This is a genomic window from Streptomyces sp. BK340 (assembly GCF_007827595.1).
GTDB lineage: Bacteria > Actinomycetota > Actinomycetes > Streptomycetales > Streptomycetaceae > Streptomyces.
Window position 1 is genome coordinate 123,825 of the sequence record NZ_VISR01000015.1, and the last position, 20,126, is coordinate 143,950.

Annotated in this window: 16 protein-coding genes; 2 read left to right on the forward strand and 14 right to left on the reverse strand. The window is 71.2% G+C overall.

Translation table 11 applies throughout. The features are described from left to right. Positions 1 to 11: 11 nt before the first annotated feature. Entirely contained in the window at positions 12 to 890 is an 879-nt protein-coding gene (locus tag FB157_RS25310; protein WP_145882935.1) for an ABC transporter permease, read from the reverse strand. Continuing rightward, entirely contained in the window at positions 880 to 1,695 is an 816-nt protein-coding gene (locus tag FB157_RS25315; RefSeq protein ID WP_145882936.1) for an ABC transporter ATP-binding protein, read from the reverse strand. The genes FB157_RS25310 and FB157_RS25315 overlap by 11 nt, the downstream gene beginning before the upstream one ends. Before the next feature lie 159 nt (positions 1,696 to 1,854). Here FB157_RS25315 and FB157_RS25320 point away from each other — a divergent pair, with 159 nt between their 5' ends. After that, the gene (locus FB157_RS25320) at positions 1,855 to 2,547 is read left to right on the forward strand and encodes a response regulator (protein WP_145882937.1); all 693 of its coding nucleotides are present in this window, start codon (positions 1,855 to 1,857) and stop codon (positions 2,545 to 2,547) included. Between the two features lie 48 nt (positions 2,548 to 2,595). Here the strand turns inward: FB157_RS25320 and FB157_RS25325 are convergent, their stop codons facing one another. From FB157_RS25325 to FB157_RS25350, 6 genes are all read right to left on the reverse strand, one after another. Continuing rightward, positions 2,596 to 4,188, reverse strand: coding sequence for a cation acetate symporter (locus FB157_RS25325; protein WP_145882938.1), 1,593 nt, complete (start codon positions 4,186 to 4,188; stop codon positions 2,596 to 2,598). Further along, positions 4,185 to 4,733, reverse strand: coding sequence for a DUF485 domain-containing protein (locus tag FB157_RS25330; protein ID WP_145882939.1), 549 nt, complete (start codon positions 4,731 to 4,733; stop codon positions 4,185 to 4,187). Before FB157_RS25330 ends, FB157_RS25325 begins: the two co-directional genes overlap by 4 nt. Positions 4,734 to 4,802: 69 nt before the next feature. Beyond that, the gene (locus tag FB157_RS25335) at positions 4,803 to 5,486 is read right to left on the reverse strand and encodes a response regulator transcription factor (RefSeq protein ID WP_145882940.1); all 684 of its coding nucleotides are present in this window, start codon (positions 5,484 to 5,486) and stop codon (positions 4,803 to 4,805) included. Further along, positions 5,483 to 6,634 carry a histidine kinase gene (locus FB157_RS25340; RefSeq protein ID WP_145882941.1) on the reverse strand — a complete coding sequence of 384 codons (1,152 nt, stop codon included), beginning with the start codon at positions 6,632 to 6,634 and terminating at the stop codon, positions 5,483 to 5,485. Before FB157_RS25340 ends, FB157_RS25335 begins: the two co-directional genes overlap by 4 nt. Further along, the gene (locus FB157_RS25345; RefSeq protein ID WP_145882942.1) at positions 6,631 to 7,152 is read right to left on the reverse strand and encodes a DUF1453 family protein; all 522 of its coding nucleotides are present in this window, start codon (positions 7,150 to 7,152) and stop codon (positions 6,631 to 6,633) included. Before FB157_RS25345 ends, FB157_RS25340 begins: the two co-directional genes overlap by 4 nt. 286 nt (positions 7,153 to 7,438) lie before the next feature. Next, positions 7,439 to 9,562, reverse strand: a complete 2,124-nt coding sequence (locus FB157_RS25350) for a type IIA DNA topoisomerase subunit B (protein ID WP_145882943.1) — start codon at positions 9,560 to 9,562, stop codon at positions 7,439 to 7,441. Between the two features lie 441 nt (positions 9,563 to 10,003). On the opposite strand from FB157_RS25350, the gene FB157_RS25355 reads away from it, so the two are divergent. Continuing rightward, on the forward strand, positions 10,004 to 10,234 hold the full coding sequence (locus tag FB157_RS25355) for a hypothetical protein (RefSeq protein WP_145882944.1): 231 nt from the start codon (positions 10,004 to 10,006) through the stop codon (positions 10,232 to 10,234). Positions 10,235 to 10,337: 103 nt separating this feature from the next. Here the strand turns inward: FB157_RS25355 and FB157_RS25360 are convergent, their stop codons facing one another. From FB157_RS25360 to FB157_RS25385, 6 genes are all read right to left on the reverse strand, one after another. After that, positions 10,338 to 11,198 carry a serine protease gene (locus FB157_RS25360; protein WP_145882945.1) on the reverse strand — a complete coding sequence of 287 codons (861 nt, stop codon included), beginning with the start codon at positions 11,196 to 11,198 and terminating at the stop codon, positions 10,338 to 10,340. Between the two features lie 123 nt (positions 11,199 to 11,321). Further along, positions 11,322 to 12,866 carry an RNA polymerase sigma factor gene (locus FB157_RS25365; protein ID WP_145882946.1) on the reverse strand — a complete coding sequence of 515 codons (1,545 nt, stop codon included), beginning with the start codon at positions 12,864 to 12,866 and terminating at the stop codon, positions 11,322 to 11,324. A 435-nt stretch (positions 12,867 to 13,301) separates the two neighbouring features. Next, positions 13,302 to 14,189, reverse strand: a complete 888-nt coding sequence (locus FB157_RS25370) for a FadR/GntR family transcriptional regulator (protein ID WP_145882947.1) — start codon at positions 14,187 to 14,189, stop codon at positions 13,302 to 13,304. A gap of 162 nt (positions 14,190 to 14,351) precedes the next feature. Next, the gene (locus tag FB157_RS25375; RefSeq protein WP_398947230.1) at positions 14,352 to 16,763 is read right to left on the reverse strand and encodes an ATP-binding cassette domain-containing protein; all 2,412 of its coding nucleotides are present in this window, start codon (positions 16,761 to 16,763) and stop codon (positions 14,352 to 14,354) included. Positions 16,764 to 16,856: 93 nt separating this feature from the next. Then, positions 16,857 to 17,615 (reverse strand): NUDIX domain-containing protein, encoded by a 759-nt coding sequence (locus tag FB157_RS25380; RefSeq protein WP_145882949.1) that lies wholly within the window; start codon positions 17,613 to 17,615, stop codon positions 16,857 to 16,859. Between the two features lie 128 nt (positions 17,616 to 17,743). Continuing rightward, entirely contained in the window at positions 17,744 to 19,717 is a 1,974-nt protein-coding gene (locus FB157_RS25385) for a glycogen debranching N-terminal domain-containing protein (protein WP_145882950.1), read from the reverse strand. Positions 19,718 to 20,126 lie beyond the last annotated feature (409 nt).

Here is a 20,126-nt window from a genome sequence, read left to right on the forward strand (position 1 = left end):
TCGGGGGGCGTTCAGCTGTCGGAGCCGGCCGGCTTCCACCGGAAGATGCGGCGCTCGGCGAAGGTCAGCAGCCCCTCGGCGACGAGGGCGACGGCAGCGAGGATGACCATCGCGGAGTAGACGCCGGCCGCGTTGAAGGTGCCCTGCGACTGCGCGACGAGGAGGCCGATGCCCTCGGTCGCGCCGATGTACTCGCCGACGATGGCGCCGATGAGGGCGAAGCCGAAGCTGACGTGGAGGCTGGTGAAGATCCACGAGGTGGCCGACGGGATGACGACCTGGAGCGTCACCCTGCGGTCGCTGGCGCCGAGGATCCGGGCGTTGGAGACCAGGTTGCGGTCGACTTCACGGGCGCCCTGGAAGGCGTTGAAGAACACCGGGAAGAACACCAGCACGACGGCCGACGCGACCTTGGAGGCGGGGCCGAGTCCGAACCAGATCACGAAGATCGGGGCAAGGACGATCCTGGGTATCGAGTTGAGCACCTTGATGTATGGACCAAGGACGTCGGCGAGGAAGGCGATCCGTCCGAGGGCGATACCGAACACGACACCGGCGACCACACCGAGCACCCAGCCGAGCAGCGCCTCGTGGACCGTGGCCCAGATCTGCTCGCCGAGGGAGCCCTGGGCGGTCCCGTGCATCACCCAGGTCCAGATCTGGTCCCAGATCTTCGAGGGCATCGAGAAGTTGAACGGATCGATGGTCTTGGCCCGGGAGAGCGCCTCCCACAGGCCGAGGACGACGATCAGGAGCAGTACGCGGGCGCCCATGACGACGACTTTGCGTCTGCGGGCGGCACGCACGCGCGTCTGCGTGCGGTCCGTCCTGTTGCCGGGCTCGGTCATGGTCAGCGCGACCTGGGCCTCGGGCATGACGTCAGGCGACATGGGCGGCACCCCTCTCGCGGGTGATGCGGACCTCTTCGCCGAGGGACTCCCAGATCTCGCGGTAGATCTCGATGAACCGCGGCTCCAGGCGCACCGACTCGACCTTGCGCGGCCGCGGCAGGTCGATGTCGAAGACCTGCTTCACGGTCGCGGGCCCGGCGGTCATCACGACGACCCGGTCGGCCAGCGCGATGGACTCCTCCAGGTCGTGGGTGACGAAGACGACGGAGGCGCCGGTGCCCTCCCACAGCTCCAGCAGTTCGTCCGACATCAGCGCGCGGGTCTGCACGTCGAGCGCCGAGAACGGCTCGTCCATGAGCAGGATCCCGGGGTCGTTGACGAAGGTGGCGGCGAGGGCGACGCGCTTGCGCTGCCCGCCGGAGAGCTGGTGCGGGTAGCGGTCCTCGAAGGCCGCGAGTCCGACACGGGCCAGCCACTCGCGGGCCTTCTGCCTGGCCTCCGCCTTGGGCACGCCCCGGAAGCGGGGGCCGGCCATGACGTTGGACAGGACCGTCCGCCAGGGGAAGGTGGCGTCCTGCTGGAAGACGAAGCCGACCTTGTCGCCGACGCCGTCGACCGGCTCCCCGGCCACCAGCACCTCGCCCTCGGTGGGCTCCTCCAGACCGCTGACGAGGGTCAGCGTGGTGGACTTCCCGCACCCGGTGGGTCCGACGACGGCCACGAACTCGCCACGTCGCACGGTGAGGTCCAGGTTGCGCACGGCCGTGTGCAGACCCCCCGACGGGGTCCTGAAGGTTTTGCTCGCGCCCCGTAGCTCGATGGCGGGGCTGGTGTCTGTGCTCATGGGCCGGGACGGTAGGTGTGGCCCCGGCCACACCTGCAGTCTTGTGAGCACAAGCCGTTCTTTTGCTCGCAAGGGCCTGTTGTGCTCATTTTGCTCGCGCTACAACTGCGGAGCACGAAACACGGGCTTAACGCTCGCCGGCCTTGAAGGAGAGGCCTGATGATTGACGTCCTGGTGGTGGACGACGACTTTCGCGTCGCTGAGATAAACGCCAAGTACGTGGGGAAGGTTCCCGGCTTCCGGGTGACCGCCCGCGCGCACAGTGCCGCCCAGGCCCTGGCCGCCGTCGAACGCGGCGCCATCGACCTCGTCCTGCTCGACCACTACCTGCCGGACCGGACCGGCCTCGAACTCGTCCACCGCATGCGGGAGCAGGGCCACGGCACCGACGTCATCATGATCACGGCAGCCAGCGATGTGACGACCGTGCAGCAGGCGATGCGCCTGGGCGCCCTGCACTACCTGGTCAAGCCCTTCACCTTCGTCGCCCTGCGCACCCGACTGGACTCCTACGCGGCCCTGCGCCGCACCGTCGACCGGGTGGGCGGCCGGGGTCTGACGGGCCAGGACCAGGTGGACCGGATCTTCGGCGCCCTGCGCACCTCCTCCGCACCGTCGGCGCCGGGCCTGCCCAGCGGTCACTCGGAGCCCACGACGGACCTCATCTGCGGCGTCCTGCACAGCGCCGCCCAGCCCCTGTCGGCCCACGAGGTCGCCGCCCGAACCGGACTCAGCCGCTCCACGGCCCAGCGCTACCTCCGCCATCTGGAGCAGGCGGGCCGCCTGCGACTCTCCCTGAAGTACGGCGACACCGGCCGCCCGGAACACCGGTACGCGTGGGTGGCGCCGTAGGCGGACGGGCGGCCGTCTGCCGGGCCAGGGCCGTGCGGACGCCGTCGGCTAGACGGCTCCCGCCCCGGTCAGCGAGCGCACCTCGGTCTCCGCGTACTTGGCCTCGTCCGCGGACTCGTCCGAGGTGACCGTGCCCAGCCAGCCGGCGAGGAAGCCGAGCGGGATGGAGACGATGCCCGGGTTCTGCAGGGGGAAGTACTGGAAGTCGACGTCCGGGAAGAGCGAGTCCGGGCTGCCGGACACCACCGGCGACAGCAGCACCAGACCGATCGCGGGAATCAGCCCGCCGTAGACGGCCCACACCGCACCGCGTGTGGTGAAGGCACGCCAGAACAGCGAGTAGAGCAGCACCGGGAGGTTCGCCGACGCGGCCACGGCGAAGGCGAGGCCCACCAGGAAGGCGACGTTGAGGTCGCGGGCCAGCAGGCCCAGGGCGATCGCCACGACGCCGATGCCGACCGCCGCGATCCGCGCCACCGCCACCTCACTGCGCGCCTTGACGTGCCGCCGCCGCAGCGACGCGTACAGATCGTGCGCCACGGACGCGGAGGAGGCGAGCGTGATCCCGGCGACCACCGCGAGGATCGTCGCGAAGGCGACGGCCGCGACGACAGCGAACAGAACCGTTCCACCGGTGGAACCGGCGCCGCCGCCCAGTTCCAGCGCCAGCAGGGGCACCGCCGTGTTCCCGGATGCGCTCGAGCGGCTCACGACGTCCGGCCCCACCACGGCGGCGGCCCCGAAGCCGAGGACGATCGTCATCAGGTAGAAGCCGCCGATGAGGCCGATGGACCACACCACCGAGCGACGGGCCGCCCGCGCGGTCGGCACCGTGTAGAAGCGGGACAGGATGTGCGGCAGCCCCGCCGTGCCCAGCACCAGCGCGAGCCCCAGGCTGATGAAGTCGAGACGGGCCGTCCAGCTCCCGCCGTACTTCAGTCCCGGCGCCAGAAACGCGCTCCCGTGGCCGCTGCGCTCCGCGGCCGTGACCAGCAGGCGGTCGAAGTCGCCGTGGAACCGCACCAGCACCAGCACGGTCAGCGCGACCGTCCCACCCAGCAGCAGGACCGCCTTCACGATCTGGATCCAGGTGGTGGCCCGCATGCCTCCGAGGGACACATAGATCACCATCAGCGCACCCACGCCGATGACCGTCCAGGCCTGGGCCGCCTCGCTCGTCCGCCCCAGCAGCAGCGCCACCAGGCTGCCCGCGCCCACCATTTGCGCCACCAAATACAGAACGGACACCGTGACCGAGGAGGTTCCCGCGGCGATCCGCACCGGCCGCTCGCTCATCCGCGCGGCCACCACGTCGGCCAGGGTGAACCGCCCGCAGTTGCGCACCAGTTCCGCCACCAGGAACAGCACCACCAGCCAGGCCACGAGGAAGCCCACCACATACAGCAGCCCGTCGTAGCCGAACAGCGCGATGAGCCCGGTGACCCCCAGGAAGGAGGCGGCCGACATGTAGTCGCCCGCGATGGCAAAACCATTCTCCATCGGGGAGAAGAGCCGTCCGCCGGCGTAGAACTCCTCAGCCGAACCCTGCCGCCTGCGACTCACCCATGTCGTGATCCCCAGGGTGACGGCCACGAAGGCGCTGAACAGCAGTAGCGCAGGCATCTGGTGATCGCCCGTCACAAGGCGCCTCCCTGGGCTCCGCGCGTCAGTTCCTGGGTGTCCCAGCGCAGCTCCAGCGCCGCCCGGTCCCGGCGCAGCCGCGCATGCCGGGCGTAGGCCCAGGTGAACAGGAACGTGGTCAGGAACTGCCCGAGCCCCGCCAGCATCCCCACGTTCACCGCTCCCACCACGGGACGGGCCATGAATCCGGGAGCGGTCGTCGCGGCGACCACGTATCCCACGTACCAGGTGAGGAAGGCGGCGACCCCCGGCACCACGAACCGCCGGTACCTGCCGCGCACCTCCTGGAAGGCCTCGCTGCGCTGCACCTCGACGTACACGTCACGAGCGCGAAGGTCCGCCGCGTCCTGCTGCCCGCGCGCGGACGGTACGGCCCGGGCCGGCACACCGGTGCCGTCCAGCTCGCCCCAGCCGGTGGCCAGCGCGTCGTACCAAGGGTCCTCGTACCTCGCGTCGCGGGACACCACGCCGGGGTCTTCCTGGCTCTCGGCCGGGTCCCCGGAACCGTCCCCGGCTCCGCGGGCACGACCGTTGCTTGACTGCATGTCCAAGGATGGACAGATCGGGAAGATCCCTGACTCTTCTTCCCTCGGCTCTTCACCCCATCAGGTGACTCACTCCGCGCGGGGCCGCACCAGCCCCTTCCCGTAGGCGTAACGCACCGCCTGCGCCCGGTCCTTGAGGCCCGTCTTGGCGAAGAGGTTGTTGATGTGTGTCTTCACGGTCGCGGTGGAGACATGCAGCTTGCGGGCGATCTCCTGGTTGCTCAGCCCCTCACCGATCAGCACCAGGACCTCGGTCTCCCGCGCGGTCAGCCCGTCGGGCGCCTCGGCCTCGGCCGGCTTGGGCGCGGGCTCCGACAGCCGTTCCAGCAGTCGGCGCTGGACACTCGGCGACAGTCCCGCGTCCCCCGACAGGACGCTCTCCACGGCGCGCACGATCTCGTCGCCACCCGCGTCCTTGGTGAGATAGCCCCGGGCTCCCGCGTGCAGCGCGGGGAACAGCGACTCGTCGTCCGCGTACGTGGTGAGCACCACGACCTGGGTCCCCGGGTACCGGGCCCGGATCCGCCGCGTGGCCTCCACGCCGTCGCAGCGGGGCATCCGCAGGTCCATCAGGACCACGTCGGGGGCGAGTTCCCCGACCAGCCGAACGGCCTCCTCGCCGTCCCCCGCGGAACCCACGACCTCCACACCGGGCAGCAGCCCGAGCAGCATCACGATGCCTTCCCGGACCACGGTCTGGTCGTCGGCGACGACCACCCGCGCAGGCTTCTTCTCCCCCTCCGCCTCCGTCATACCGGCACCTTCAGCGTCACCGAGAACCCCTCCTCGTCCGGTCCCGCGTCGAGCGAGCCGCCCAGCAGCTCGGCGCGCTCGCGCATCCCCAGCAGACCGTACCCGCCGCCGGACCCGGTCAGTTCGCCCGGCAGGCCGCCCGAGTCCCGTACGTCCAGGGTCACTTCGTGCGCGCCGTAGTCGAGCCGCAGGTGCACCTTGGCGCCGTGGGCGTGCTTGCGGACGTTCGTCAGTGCCTCCTGCGCCACCCGGCGCACGGCCTGGGACGCCTCGGCCGGCAGGGGTCTGCGCTCACCCGTGACGGTGACCTCGGCGCCGTCGGACCCGCTGACGATCTCGGTCAGGAAGTCCTCCAGCGGGGTCAGCTCGCCGCGCAGCGCGGACAGTGCCTGCCGGGTCTCGGCGAGGCCGTCGCGAGCCATGCCCCGGGCGGCGACCACGCGCTCCAGGATCTGCTCCCGGTCGGCGCCGCGCTCGATCAGCAGCCGGGCCGCCTCCAGGTGGACCAGCTGGGCCGAGAGGCTGTGCGCCAGCACGTCGTGGATCTCCCTGGCGATCCTCGCCCGCTCGCCCAGCGCCGCCGACTCCGCCTCGGCGACCCTCGCGGCCCGCTCCTGGGCGAGCAGCCGCTGTGCGCTGCCCCGGGCCTCCGCGTCCAGTCGCAGGACGTATCCGGCGAGAGCCATGCCCGCCACCGTGGCGGCCGTGGTCAGCCACACGTCCTTGTTGGACGCTGAGTACGAGGCCAGTGCCACGGACGTCACGGGCAGGGCGGCCCCGAGCGGCAGCCGCTCCAGGGCGGCGACCCCGCAGCCGCACCAGATCACCAGGGCCGGCCCTTCGAACCCGGTGGCCTGGGCCGCGAGCGCGATCCCCAGGAGCACGCCGACGAGCCCCAGGGACGGCAGCAGCCGGTGTTCGTAGGTGGTGCGGAAGAAGGCCCAGGAGACGACGCCGGCCAGCACGACTCCCGACGCGGCCGCGAGCGCGCCCCAGATGCCGACGTGCTTCTGGCTGAAGGCGCTCCACAGGAGCAGGGCGATCACGAGCAGCCTGACGGCCCAGGCGATCATGCGCCGGGGCCGGCTGGTCCCGGCCCGGCCGAGCGCCTCTCGCGACGGCCAGCGGGTCCAGGCGTTGTCCTTCACACCCGCTCCTTCCACGCCGACCGCATGTCGTCACCGTACGCCGGGGCCGGACGGCTCGCGGAGCCGACGGACCGGGCCCGCCAGGCCAGGACCCCGGCACGGACGAGCAGGGTGACGGCGAGGCCGAGCATCAGCGCCGAGCTGTCCTGGTGCACGCCGAACGCGGCGCCGACGGCGAAGACGCCGACCCGGAGGGCGATCCCGACGAGCCATACGACGACGCTGGCCTTGGTGCTCTTGCTCCACACGACGCCGTCCGGTGCCGTCCAGATCCCGGTGGTCCAGGCCCAGCCGGCGCCCGTGGCCAGGCCGATGAGCACCTCCACGGCGAGCAGCACGGCGGATCCGGCGCGGTGGTGGGCATCGAGTATGCCGGGCTCGCGCAGCGCCACGACCGCGAGGATCACGGGCAACAGCCACCAGCGCCGGTCGGTGTCGATCGCGCGGGCACGGAACTGCCGCACGACCACTACGGCGACCACGGCCACGATCATCAACACGTTGGCGAGCCCGGACATCACAGCCTCCGCAAGCGAGAAGGTGGTGTCGGGAGCGAGCGCTGCCGACGCCTTCGAAGTTACGGAAATCCGCAGGTCAGGAGATCGGAGCAGGGGTGGATCGCGGGTGGAATCCGAAGACCGGCCGGCCTCCACCCACGGGTGGAGAGAGCTGCGGTGGGGCGCCGGTCGCGAGATCGGGGCGGCCGGCCGGGCGCGAGGTGTCGCGGCACGGAGCGGCCACGCGCATCGGCCGACCGGCCCGCTCCTGGTGAGCGAACCGGTCGGCCGAAGCCCGGCTCAGCGGTTACGCGTCGATCCGCGACCGGTCCAGGGTCGCCGCCGAGCTGGAGATGAACTCCTTGCGCGGCGCGACGTCGTTGCCCATGAGCAGGTCGAAGACCTGTTCGGCGGCCTCCAGGTCGGAGAGGTTGATCCGGCGCAGGGTGCGGTGACGCGGGTCCATGGTGGTCTCGGCCAGCTGGTCGGCGTCCATCTCGCCCAGACCCTTGTAGCGCTGGATGGAGTCCTTGTACCGGATGCCCTTGCTCTGGAACTCCATGAGCTTGTCGCGCAGCTCACGGTCCGAGTACGTGTAGACGTACTTGTCCTGGCCCTTCTTCGGCTGGATCAGCTCGACGCGGTGCAGCGGCGGCACCGCGGCGAAGACCCGGCCCGCCTCGACCATGGGCCGCATGTAGCGCTGGAACAGCGTCAGCAGCAGGCACCGGATGTGGGAGCCGTCCACATCGGCGTCGGTCATCATGATGATCTTGCCGTAGCGGGCCGCGTCGATGTCGAACGTACGGCCCGACCCGGCTCCTATGACCTGGATGATGGCGCCGCACTCGGCGTTCTTGAGCATGTCGGTCACCGAGGACCGCTGCACGTTGAGGATCTTGCCCCGGATCGGCAGCAGCGCCTGGAACTCGGAGTTCCGGGCGAGCTTCGCCGTGCCGAGCGCGGAGTCGCCCTCGACGATGAACAGCTCGCTGCGGTCGACGTCGTCGCTGCGGCAGTCGGCGAGCTTGGCCGGCAGGGACGAGGACTCCAGAGCGGTCTTCCGCCGCTGGGCGTCCTTGTGCTGGCGGGCCGCGACGCGCGTACGGGCGGCGGCGACCGCCTTCTCCAGGACGACCCGGGCCTGGGCGGCCGCGTCACGCTTGGTGGCGGTCAGGAACGCCTTCAGCTCCTTGGAGACCACGTTGCCCACGATGCGGCGGGCCGCCGAGGTACCGAGGACCTCCTTGGTCTGTCCCTCGAACTGCGGCTCCGCCAGCCGCACGGTGACGACGGCGGTGAGGCCTTCGAGGGCATCGTCCTTGACGATGTTGTCCTCGGCCACACGCAGCATCTTCTTGGCGCGCAGCACGTCGTTCAGCGTCTGGGTGATGGCCTGCTCGAAGCCGCTCACGTGGGTGCCGCCCTTGGGGGTGGCGATGATGTTGACGAAGGACCTCAGGGTGGTGTCGTAGCCCGTGCCCCAGCGCAACGCGACATCCACGCCCAGCTCACGCGTGACCTCGGTGGGGGTCATCTGGCCGTGTTCGTCCAGGACCGGGACGGTCTCCTTGAACGTGCCCTGCCCCGAGAAGCGGAGGACGTCGCACACCGGCTTGTCGCTGGCCAGGTACTCACAGAACTCGCTGATGCCGCCGTCGAAGCGGAAGGACTCCTCGCCCTTGCTGCCGCCCTCGCCGAGGCCGAACTCGTCGCGGACGACGATCGTGAGGCCGGGTACCAGGAAGGCGGTCTGCCGGGCGCGCTGGTGCAGCGTCTCCAGGGAGAGCTTGGCGTCCTTCAGGAAGATCTGCCGGTCGGCCCAGTACCGCACACGCGTACCGGTACGGGTCCTGGGGATCTTCTTGCCCTTGGCCAGACCGCTCCTGGCCTCGAACTTCGCGTCCGGGCCCTCTCCCCGGAAGGCCCCCGGCACACCGCGCCGGAAGCTGACTGCGTGGGTGTGGCCACTGCGGTCCACCTCGACGTCGAGACGGGCGGAGAGCGCGTTGACCACGGAGGCGCCGACACCGTGCAGGCCGCCGGAGGCGGCGTAGGAGCCGCCGCCGAACTTGCCGCCGGCGTGGAGCTTGGTCATGACGACCTCGACGCCGGACAGGCCGGTCTTGGGCTCCACGTCCACGGGGATGCCGCGGCCGTTGTCCCGCACCTCCACGGAGCCGTCGTCGTGGAGGATCACCTCGATGTGGTCGCAGTAGCCACCGAGGGCCTCGTCCACGGAGTTGTCGATGATCTCCCACAGGCAGTGCATCAGACCGCGGCTGTCGGTCGAGCCGATGTACATACCCGGGCGCTTGCGCACGGCCTCGAGGCCCTCGAGGACGAGCAGGTGCCGCGCGGTGTAGTTGGAACCGTCCCGGTCTGCTCCTGCCAGCAGCGCTGTGGACGGCACGGACGTATCGGCGGTCACGCGGTTCGCTCCTCGCTGAATTTCAGGTGACCCCCTTTTGGGTAAGGGGGCGGCTTCGGTCGCCGCTCAGAGGGTACCGAGGCCTGGTAGAGCCGTTGTAACGCCACCCTCGTCGGGAAGTCAGCCTAGTCCAGGCTCGCATGCATGTTCGATCCCTCGATGGAGTGAAGTACATATCACGTTCCATTGGAGGCATGAACCATTTAGGCTCCGGGCACGTCCTCATGAACAACCGGCAACCCGGCCGGGAGGACGTGAACCCAAGACATGCGCGAAACCGTAAGCACATAAGACACGCACTACGGCACATTCGCCGCCAACCGGCAGCAGACAGCAGCCCCGGAAAGATTTTTTCGAGGAAAAGCCACGAGCGGGAACGTTTTCGGGCTGGTTGGATGTTGACCCTGGTACGACAGCTCGTCGAGCTAGAGAAGAGGCGACGTGACTACTGTTCTGACCCCCGCGAGCCCGCTGACGGCCGCCGATCGCTGCGACCGCTGCGGCGCCCAGGCATACCTGCGCGTGGTCCTGCTCAGCGGCGGAGAACTGCTCTTCTGCGCCCACCACGGTCGCAAGTTCGAGCCGGAACTCAAGAAGATCGCCGCTGAGATACAGGACGAGACGGAGCGGCTGACGACCGTTCCTGGCTCTGCTTCCGAGGACGAGCGCTGACGTCTCGCACGACGACGAGCCAGCCCTGGCACAGGCCAGCAGACGGGCGGCCGCTCCTCACCATCAGGAGCAGCCGCCCGTGCTCATGCCCGCACGCAGTCCCTCAGGTGCCCTTGTAGGGCCTCTGCGGACCAGCGAGGGCCGGTTTCAGCGTGCGCAGGACGTCGGACACTCGGGTGTAGACCCCGGGACTGCCGGGGCGCCCACAGCCGCTCCCCCAGGACACGAGGCCGATCAGCCTTCCTGAGGCCACCAGAGGGCCGCCGCTGTCGCCCTGACAGGCGTCCGGACCGCCCCCGACCTCTCCGGCACAGAGCATGGAGTCGGCCCGGTAGGTGCCGTCCAGACCGCCCGGGTAGGCACGAGCGCACAGGTCGTCGGCCAGCACGCGCACGCGTGCGGCGTGGAGCCGATGCGCATAGGCGCCGCCGCCGGTCGTGTCACCCCATCCGGAGACCAGAGCCTGCGTCTGCGCCTTGTACGCCGGATCTCCCGCCTGCGCCATGGCCACGACCGCGCTCTGCGGCAGTGGCGCGGCAAGCGTGAGCACGGCGAAGTCGCCGGAGTTGGTGACCGGGTCGTATCGCGGATTCACCCGGATGCCCTGTACGGCGATCTCCGCGCCCTCACCGGACAGCAGGTCCGTACGGCCCGCGATGACCTTCAGGTCGTGCGTCTCGTTCGGAGGCGTCCCCAGGACCTCGTCGTCCACGCAGTGGGCCGCGGTGAGCACGGTGGTCCGGGAGACCGCCACTCCGCCGCAGAACTGCCCCGCGCGCGTACCCCCGAACCGGTCACGGCTGGAGAGCGCCACGGTCCACGGGGCCTGCGAAATCTCTATCGGGAAACCCCCTACGACGACGCTGTCGGCGGCCGCCGGGGCAGCGCCCATCAGGGGTATGGCGGTCATCGTGGCCGCCAGGACCAGGGGCCGGATCAGGGCCCGGGCAATGGAACGGCGCATGCATGCTCCTCACTCTGCGGTGGTGCTGGGACACCCAGAGTCAGTCACCGCACGACTGCGCGCAGCACGAAGGCCCGGCTCCCCTCGTGGGGAGCCGGGCCTTCGTCGTCGTACGACCGGGACCTAGTCGAGGTAGTCGCGCAGCACCTGCGAACGCGACGGGTGGCGCAGCTTCGACATGGTCTTGGACTCGATCTGACGGATGCGCTCACGCGTCACGCCGTAGACCTTGCCGATCTCGTCGAGGGTCTTCGGCTGACCGTCGGTGAGACCGAACCGCATGGACACGACGCCGGCCTCGCGCTCGGACAGGGTGTCCAGAACGGAGTGCAGCTGCTCCTGCAGAAGCGTGAAGCTGACGGCGTCGGCGGGGACGACGGCCTCGGAGTCCTCGATGAGGTCACCGAACTCGCTGTCGCCGTCCTCACCCAGCGGGGTGTGGAGCGAGATGGGCTCGCGGCCGTACTTCTGGACCTCGATGACCTTCTCCGGGGTCATGTCGAGTTCCTTGGCCAGCTCCTCCGGGGTGGGCTCGCGGCCCAGGTCCTGGAGCATCTGGCGCTGCACGCGCGCGAGCTTGTTGATGACCTCGACCATGTGCACCGGGATACGGATGGTGCGGGCCTGGTCGGCCATGGCCCGGGTGATCGCCTGACGGATCCACCAGGTGGCGTACGTCGAGAACTTGTAACCCTTGGTGTAGTCGAACTTCTCCACCGCGCGGATCAGACCGAGGTTGCCCTCCTGGATGAGGTCCAGGAAGAGCATGCCGCGGCCGGTGTACCGCTTGGCCAGGGAGACCACCAGACGGAGGTTGGCCTCCAGGAGGTGGTTCTTGGCGCGGCGGCCGTCCTCGGCGATGATCTCCAGCTCGCGCTTCAGCTTCGGGGCGAGCTTGTCGGAGTTCGCCAGCTTGTCCTCGGCGAACAGACCCGCCTCGATGCGCTTGGCCAGCTCGACCTCCTGCTCGGCGTTGAGCAGGGGGACCTTGCCGATCTGCTTGAGGTAGTCCTTGACCGGGTCGGCGGTGGCACCGGCTGCGGCGACCTGCTGGGCGGGAGCGTCGTCCTCGTCCTCGTCGGAGAGCACGAAGCCGGCGCTCTCGGTGCCCTCGGGCTCGTCGGCGACCTTGGTTTCCTCGAGGACCTCGTCCTCGGTCAGCTCGACGTCGTCCGACTTGCCAGTGGTCTTCTTGGCGGCCGTCTTCTTGGCGACGGTCTTCTTCGCGGCCGCCTTCTTGGCGGTCGCCTTCTTGGCTGCTGCTGCCTTCTTGGCGGGTGCGACTTCCCCGGCGGGGTCGTCGGCTGCCGGGGCGGCGGGCGCGGCCGGGGCGGCCGTGGTGGCGGTGGCCTTCCTGGTGGTCACCGTCTTCGCCGCGACCGTCTTGGTGGCGGTGCGCTTCGCCGGGCTCTTCGCTGCGACGCTCTTTCGGGTGCGCTTGGGCTCTGCGGCACTGACCATCAGCGTCACACCCTCTTCCTCAAGGATCTGGTTGAGGCTGCGCAGTACGTTCTTCCACTGAGTGGCCGGAATCTGGTCAGCTTCGAAGGCCCGACGCACATCGTCGCCGGCGATCTGCCCCTCAGCCTTTCCCCGCTCAATGAGCGCCATGACAGAGACGGACTCGGCGATCTCCGGCGGGAGCGTACGGGATGTGCTGGCCGACACGAACAACCTCTCGGAACGTTGGAAAACGGCTTCCGGCCCCGTCCACAGCGGACAGGAGCCGACCACCGGCCTGGGGATGGGCCGACGGCGCGGGCGGGGGCCGGGAAGAGTCACAGCGCCTGTCATGGCGTCCGTATTCCCTCCGCGGCTGTCACCTCTTAGGTCATCGCGCTGCTCCCGCGAGCGTTACGCCCAATCTGCGTGGCCCGAGTCACACCTCGTAAGCGGTCAAAAGCGGTCAGGCACGGACAGATGAGATTGCTGTTGCGTCGACCGGGACAGCTCTGCCGGCACGGGCGGCCCGCCGCGTCGCCGGGCCTCGCCGGATCCCCGAGGATCCGGCGAGGCCCGGCGACGGCCGGTTCCCAGGCCCGGCGCCGCCACGAGAGCCACGAGGACGCGGCACACCGGCGACCGCATCGCCTTCGGTACGGGTCAGTGCTCGCGCGGGGCGGGGACCACGCGCTCCACCTCGGGGTGGACGGTGAGCAGCTGCCGCATGGCCGACTCCGCCGCCGTACCGTCGCCGGTGCCGAGCGCGTCGACGATCCGCGCGTGCAGGGCGAGGGAGGCCTCGTTCGGCCGGTCACAGCCCGTGACCGGCCCACCGGAGACCTGGAGGGCGGCCGTGACGATCCCGGAGAGGTGCTCCAGCATGCGGTTGCCCGCGATCTGGATGAGCAGCGCATGGAACTCCGTGTCGGCGCGCGAGAAGGTCAGCGCGTCCCCCTGGGCCATGGCGTGGCTCATGATCTCGACCATGTCGGACAGGCGCTGCTGCACCTCCTCACGTCCGTGCCCGGCGGCGAGGCGGGCGGCGAGCGGCTCGATCGTCCAGCGCAGCTCGCTCAGCTCACGGCGCTGGTCGTCGCGCTGCGGCCCGAAGGCCCGCCATTCGATGATGTCCGGGTCCAGGAGGTTCCAGTCGCTGACGGGCCGCACGCGCGTGCCGACGTTCGGACGGGCGCTGACGAGGCCCTTGGCCTCCAGGACGCGGAGGGACTCGCGGACGACGGTGCGGGAGACCTCGAAGCGCTGGCCGATCTCCTCGGGCACCAGCGGGCGGTCCGCCCCCAGGTCGCCGGAGACGATCATCTGCCCCAGCTGCTGGACGAGTTGGCCGTGCAGACCGCGTCCGCGGCTGCCCGCGGCACGCCGGCCCACGCGGCCCAGCTCGGGTTCCGCTCCGTCCCAGACGGGTGCTCCGACGCGGTCGGGCACCGGGACCTCGGCGTAGGGGTAGCGGTCGAGATCGCCCGGGCCGGTCAGACCAGAGTCTGCGGAGCGGGCGGCGGTCATCATGGTGTGCGCAAGGGTACTCACGCATCCTTTGTCGGCGTCGCCTCCAACTCCCTTGAGGTCTTTGGTGAAAAGCACACGAAAGGGTGATCGCTCACCCCGTCGCAATTGACGCCTTATCGGAAAGAAACGGGCTTTCTCCGGGGAGTTGTGCGCACAGCAGGGCCACAAGCGTACGGACGGTCGTCATCGGACCCTGGCGCGAAGCGTCGTGACCAGATACACGCACAGCAGCGCCGCCAGCGACAACGTCAGTGCACCACCCACGGGTTGGGCGACGACCCGGGCCATGGCGAGCACATACCGATCCCCTCCGAAGGGCCACTGCAACAGAAGGACCTCCCGCATCCGCACCGGGAGGCCGGCCGCCATCCCCACGGCGGGCCCCTGTAGCGCCTGGTGCACGGCCGGCACGACGAGGACGGGTACGGCGAGAACGGCGGCGAGGCCCGCCGTCGTGGACCGGAAGACACCGGACGCCAGGACACCGGCCCACGCGCAGCCGACGACCAGCCCGAGCCAACTCGCACTGAGCGAGAGCCAGTCCGGGGGAACTCGCGTCAGCTCCCGTCCGTAGACGAGATAGAGCGCTTCGGCGTCGCAGCCCACGGTGACGATGGCCAGCGTCAGGGCGGTGGCTCCGGAGACGAGGAGTTTCGCGGTGAGCAGCCCCAGCCGGCGGGGGACGGTCCCGCGGTCCGCCGCCAGCGCGGGGTGGCGGAACTCGTCTCCGAAGGCCAGCGCACCGAGCAGCCCCGCCGCGAGCGCCGTGGGCGGCAGGGGAAGCTCCCGCGGCCACGCCGCGAAGAGCCGCGCCTGCGGGGTGTGGCCGAGCCTCGCCAGGAGTACGGCGGTGAGCGCGGACACCACCAGCACGGCCCCGCAGGTGAGGAATCCGGTGCCGATTCCGGTGGCGCGCCGGAGTTCGTAGCGCAGGGGGCGCAGCGGGCTGCGCGCGGGGCGGATGGAGATGGAGGGCGGGAGGGCGGACAGAGCGTCGGGGGCAGGGGTGGCGTCGGCGCGCGAGGGTGCCGGTCGCCCGGCCTGCCCTGTCCGGGGCTGGGGGCCGCCGGGTCTCCGGGCGTCCGGATTCCGAGCGCCGGGGACGGTCGTGCCGACCGCCAGTGTGCCGACCGCGGTGGTGCTCGCGGTGCCGGCCTCTGCTCCCGGCTCCGTGGACGCCTCCGGGGAGTCGACCTCGCGTGCGGCCGCGTGGGGGCGGATGTCGGCGGCGATCGCAGGCGCACCGGCGGGAGCGGCCCCCTCGGCACCGCCGGCCACTCCGGCCGCGGCGGCGGAGGCCACACTCGGGGCCGCGCGGTCGGCTCCAGGAGGAGCGCCGAGGGATGTGCGGCCGGTTCCGGAGACGGTGTCGGCCTGCGACGACACCTCGGCCGAGATGTCGTCGGCGACCCTCGTGCGGCTCGGCAGGGAGCCGCGGCCATGAACGCCTTCGTGAGGCCAATCGTCGCCGGCGCACTGCTCCGGCTCGGGCTCCCGCTCCGGCGTGGAGATTCCGGACGCCACCGGTTCGTGATCCTCGGACGTACGGCCGGACACTGCCTGCGCAGGGGGAGCGCCCCGGTCCTCCGACGACGCGCCGGACGCGACTTGCTCCGGCTCCTGCGGCAAGTGGTCCATTTCTGCCCGTTCCGGCCCGGCGGCCGCCACCTCCAAATCGGCCGCTCGCACCTCGCCCCCGGCTCCCGCATTTGGCCCCATGTCCCCGACCTCGTCCGCGAGTTGGTGGACGAGAATGCCGTGCCGGAATGCGGTCTCGCCGATCTCGGCGGTGGTACTGCCGTACACGGAGAGGCGGTTGCCGCCCTCGCGCACGACCTCGACGGACCGCTGGTCGGTCCGGGCCTCCTTGGCAAGCAGTGCCGCGAGGCGAGCGGCGTGGGGGCTGCGGACGGCCACGCGCGGACGCAGCCGGGTGCGGGCGAACTCCTTGGCCTCCAGGTCGGCGACGATCGTGCCGTCGTCGAGGGTGACGACCCGGTCGGCCTCACGCGCGGCCTCCTTGGAGTCGGCAGTCGTGAACAGCACGGTGCCGCCCTGGGCCGCGTGTGCGCGCAGCATGCCGTGCAGCCAGCGCGCCTCGCGGGCGGAGAGGCCGTCGGCGGGTTCGTCCAGCACGAGCGTGTGCGGGTCGGGCAGGAGGGCGCAGGCCAGGCCGAGTCTGCGGTCCATGCCCCGCGACAGGGTGCCGAGGCGTTCCTCACGAAGGCTGACGAGGCCCACGACCTCGAGGACCTCGTCGGCACGCCGGGCGGGAACTCCCGCCGCCGCGCACAGCATGCGCAGATGCCCGCGCACGGAGCGAGCCGGATGGCCGGGTACGTCGCCGAGGAGTACGCCGACCTCCCGTGCCGGATGGGCGATCTGATGCAGGGGCCGGCCCTTGAAGTAGGTGATGCCGCGGCCCTGTTGGAGTTCGAGCATCAGCCTGAGCGCGGTCGTCTTGCCCGCGCCCTCCGCGCCGAGGAGCACGGTGACACGGCCGGCGGGCGCCTCGAAGGAGACGTCGTCGACGGCAGGCGGGTGACCCTTGCGGGGGGTGCTGGTCAGTCCGAAAGCCTGGATCACCTGCAGCAAGATAGCGCGGGGTGTCCGGTTTTTCCGGTATCACCTGATCTGTTCTTCGGTGGCGCGCAAGTCGGAGGGGACTTTTGTCCGCCGTTCGATGGATCAGACCTCGGGACGGAGCATCGGAGGGTTGAGCAGGGTGGCGCCGCCGGCCCGGAAGAGCTGGGCCGGCCGGCCGCCCTGGCGGGTGGTCGTACCGCCCGTCGGAACCAGGAAGCCCGGCGTTCCGGTGACCTTGCGGTGGAAGTTGCGCGGGTCGAGGGCCACTCCCCACACCGCCTCGTAGACCCGGCGCAGCTCGCCGACGGTGAACTCGGGCGGGCAGAACGCGGTGGCCAGGGACGAGTACTCGATCTTGGAACGGGCCCGCTCGACACCGTCGGCGAGGATCTGGGCGTGGTCGAAGGCGAGCGGTGCCACCGGCTCACCGTCGCGACCGTACCCGCCCTGCTGGAGCAGCTCCTCGACCGGCGCCCAGCGCGCGTTGCTCGCGTCGCCGCCGGCCCGCGGTGCGGGCAGGTCCGGGGCGAGGGCGAGGTGCGCCACACTGACGACCCGCATCCGGGGGTCCCGCTTCGGGTCGCCGTAGGTGGCGAGCTGTTCCAGGTGAGCGCCGTTGTCCTGGGCCGGAGCCGAGGGGTCGTGGGCACGCAGCCCGGTCTCCTCGACCAGCTCACGCGCTGCTGCTTGGGACAGGTCCTCGTCGGCCCGTACGAATCCGCCGGGCAGTGCCCAGCGCCCCTGGAACGGCGGCTCGCCCCTGCGTACCGCCAACGCGCACAGGGCATGGCGGCGCACGGTCAGCACGACCAGGTCCACGGTGACGGCGAAGGGCGGAAAGGCTGACGGGTCGTAGGGCATGCGGCGATCATAGTCGTCTGCCTGACGATAAACACTCCCTTCGTCTGCCGCACGGGCGCGGTCCGCTTCGTTCCGGTATGAGGCGCGGGGTGAGCTCCCGTTCGTCGTGCCGGTCGCGTCGTACGAGGTCACAGTCCCAATTGCAGACCGTCCGCCGCCTCCTCGACCATGGCGAGTCCCAGTCGGCTGACTCGCACGGCGAAGGGAGCACCCGCGACGCGCAGCCCCGTCAGACCGATCTCGCCGACGGGAGCGCTCTGCACCGGGCGCAGGGTGACGGTGCGGGCGGGAGCGTCGGGCCGGATGCCCGCGAGCGCGGTGAGGACCCGGACCGCGGAGGCAGCGGCGGTGGCCGCCGGGCGGCAGGCCGCCGGGTGCGGGAGAGGAGCGCTCCCGGCGGAGCGCTGCTCCCCCGCGAACATCTCCGGTAGCCGGTGGCCGAAGTGCTCCGCTGCCTCCAGCAGCCCCGTCAGCAGGCTGCCCGCCTCCTTCTCGTAGCCGCCGGCGGCCAGTCCGGCGACGGCGAGCGCGGTCTCGTGGACCCGCACGGCGCCGGTGCGGTGGCCGAACGGATTGTGTCCGGCCTCCTTGGTCCCGAGACCTCGCAGTCCCCAGCCCGCGTCCATCGCGGGGCCGCCGAGCAGCCGGGCGAGCTGTTCGGTCTGCACGTTGTCGAGCAGACCGGGGGCGAGCCTGCCGGCGCCGAGCAGACCGGTGTCGAGAAGGTGCACGGCGGCGGAGCCGAGGTGCGGAACGGGGCGGCCGTCCGGCGCCAGGGCCGCGGCCGGGCGTCCGCCGCTGCGGTCCTCCACCCAGAAGTCCGTGCGGAACGCGTTGCGGAGAGCCTGGGCCCACTGTCTCGACTCCGAGCCCCCCGGCCTGCCGTACGCATCGAGAAGATCGGCGCCGAGGACGGCGGCACGGTGGGCGTGCGCCTGCGTCTCGCAGCGGACCGGGCCTCCCGGCTGGGGGTCGCGCAGGTAGGCGCCGTCACCGACGGTGGTCCGCAACCAGGTCAGACAGCGCTCGGCGGCAGGCAGCAGCTCCTGTGTCTCCTGCTCGGGGAGCCCCCAGCGGCGGGCCTCGGCGAGCAGGACGGGGAAGAGAAGCGTGGCCTCGGTGCCTGTGCACGCCGGCGGGAGGAGGGCCCCGGCGTCGCGTCGCGGACCGGGGATCAGGCCGGCCTGTGGGCCCCGGCCCTGAAGCTGGGTACGGGCGAGGGTGCGCAGCGTGCCCGCGGCGAGCCTGGCGCCGAGGGGCAGCGCCATCCGGGCCGCGGCGAGCGCCTCCGCCGGGGCCATGCCGCAGCGCCAGGGCGCGCCCGCCGCGAGATAGAAGTCCGCCGGGTGCGCGGGGTCGCGCAGCAGCAGGGCCTGGAGGTCGTCGACGGCGGCCCGGAGAAGGGCTGCCACTCGCGGGTCGTCGCCTGCCGCCCGGGCGGACGCGAAGGGGCTCGTCGCGGCCTGGCCCACCGCGCGCAGCGGTCCAGCACCGTCCGGGCGTACTCGTAGTTCCACGCTCGCCGTTCCGCCCGAAGGCAGTTCCAGCTCCCAGCGCAGCAGTCCGGCGGAAGCCAGTGCGTCGGCGGGCGCGGGGTCGGCGGTGACACTGGCGCCGCCACCGGCCGAGGACCAGCGCAGGCCCGAGTCATGGACGCTGGCCGGGAGTTCGGGGCCTGTTCTGCCGCAGGCGATGGCGCCGAGGTCCGCCAGGTCCGAGCCGAGGGCGACCTCGAACGGGAGGCGGAGGGAGCGTGGGGAGGCGTTCCGAAGTGTGATGCGCTCGGTTCCGTCGGCGCTGCGGATCCGCTCGACGACGACGTCGGGATCCGGACCCGCCCCCGGGGAGACACGCAGCGTCCCGACGAAGCGGGCCCGGTCCGCCCCGGTCATCCCGGCCTGCACCGCGAGCGGTTCCCGCCCGGCGATCCGGACCTGACACCGCGAGAGCAGGCGCCGGCCGCCCCGGTAGAACCCCTCCAGTCCCCGTCCGGCCAGCTGTCCCTGGTCGCCGGAGATGGCGAGGCCCGGCAGGGCGACGCAGATCAGGGCGGTGTGCGTGGGCGGCAGGTCGGGAGCCGGCCGGGGCGTCGGGTACGGCATGCGCGGGGAAGCGCCGGGAGCCGGTGCGGTGGCGGGGCGGCCCGGCCGGCTCCTGGGCTGGGCCGAGCCGCGGGGCCGGCCATCGACTGCCGGGGGGACGGAGGACGCGCCCGGAGGCGACGGTGGCCTGGGCGCACCGATGATTTCCGGTGCAGTGATCCCGGCACCGGGCTGCGGGAAGGGCGTGTGCCCGACCTCTGGCAGGTGGCTCTCGTCGATGACTGAGAGCCGAGTCGGCTGCTGATGCATGCGATGGCTTCTTCTGCACTCGGTGCGCCTCGGGCCTGCTGCGCGCGGGGTGGAGCGCCCGGAGGGACAAGGGTCGTAGGGCGGCACGACCGGTCCAGGCGTTCCGCCACTCAGGTGAACGGAGAGAAGCTCCTCCTGGTCACGCCTCGCATCGGGCGAG

What these genes read in the sequence shown, in the direction of transcription:
- FB157_RS25330 (WP_145882939.1), bottom strand. Translation starts at nt 4,733, where the DNA reads ATGCAGTCAAGCAACGGTCGTGCCCGCGGAGCCGGGGACGGTTCCGGG.
- FB157_RS25345 (WP_145882942.1), bottom strand. Translation starts at nt 7,152, where the DNA reads ATGTCCGGGCTCGCCAACGTGTTGATGATCGTGGCCGTGGTCGCCGTA.
- FB157_RS25315 (WP_145882936.1), bottom strand. Translation starts at nt 1,695, where the DNA reads ATGAGCACAGACACCAGCCCCGCCATCGAGCTACGGGGCGCGAGCAAA.
- FB157_RS25385 (WP_145882950.1), bottom strand. Translation starts at nt 19,717, where the DNA reads ATGCCGTACCCGACGCCCCGGCCGGCTCCCGACCTGCCGCCCACGCAC.
- FB157_RS25335 (WP_145882940.1), bottom strand. Translation starts at nt 5,486, where the DNA reads ATGACGGAGGCGGAGGGGGAGAAGAAGCCTGCGCGGGTGGTCGTCGCC.
- FB157_RS25360 (WP_145882945.1), bottom strand. Translation starts at nt 11,198, where the DNA reads ATGCGCCGTTCCATTGCCCGGGCCCTGATCCGGCCCCTGGTCCTGGCG.
- FB157_RS25320 (WP_145882937.1), top strand. Translation starts at nt 1,855, where the DNA reads ATGATTGACGTCCTGGTGGTGGACGACGACTTTCGCGTCGCTGAGATA.
- FB157_RS25380 (WP_145882949.1), bottom strand. Translation starts at nt 17,615, where the DNA reads ATGCCCTACGACCCGTCAGCCTTTCCGCCCTTCGCCGTCACCGTGGAC.
- FB157_RS25310 (WP_145882935.1), bottom strand. Translation starts at nt 890, where the DNA reads ATGTCGCCTGACGTCATGCCCGAGGCCCAGGTCGCGCTGACCATGACC.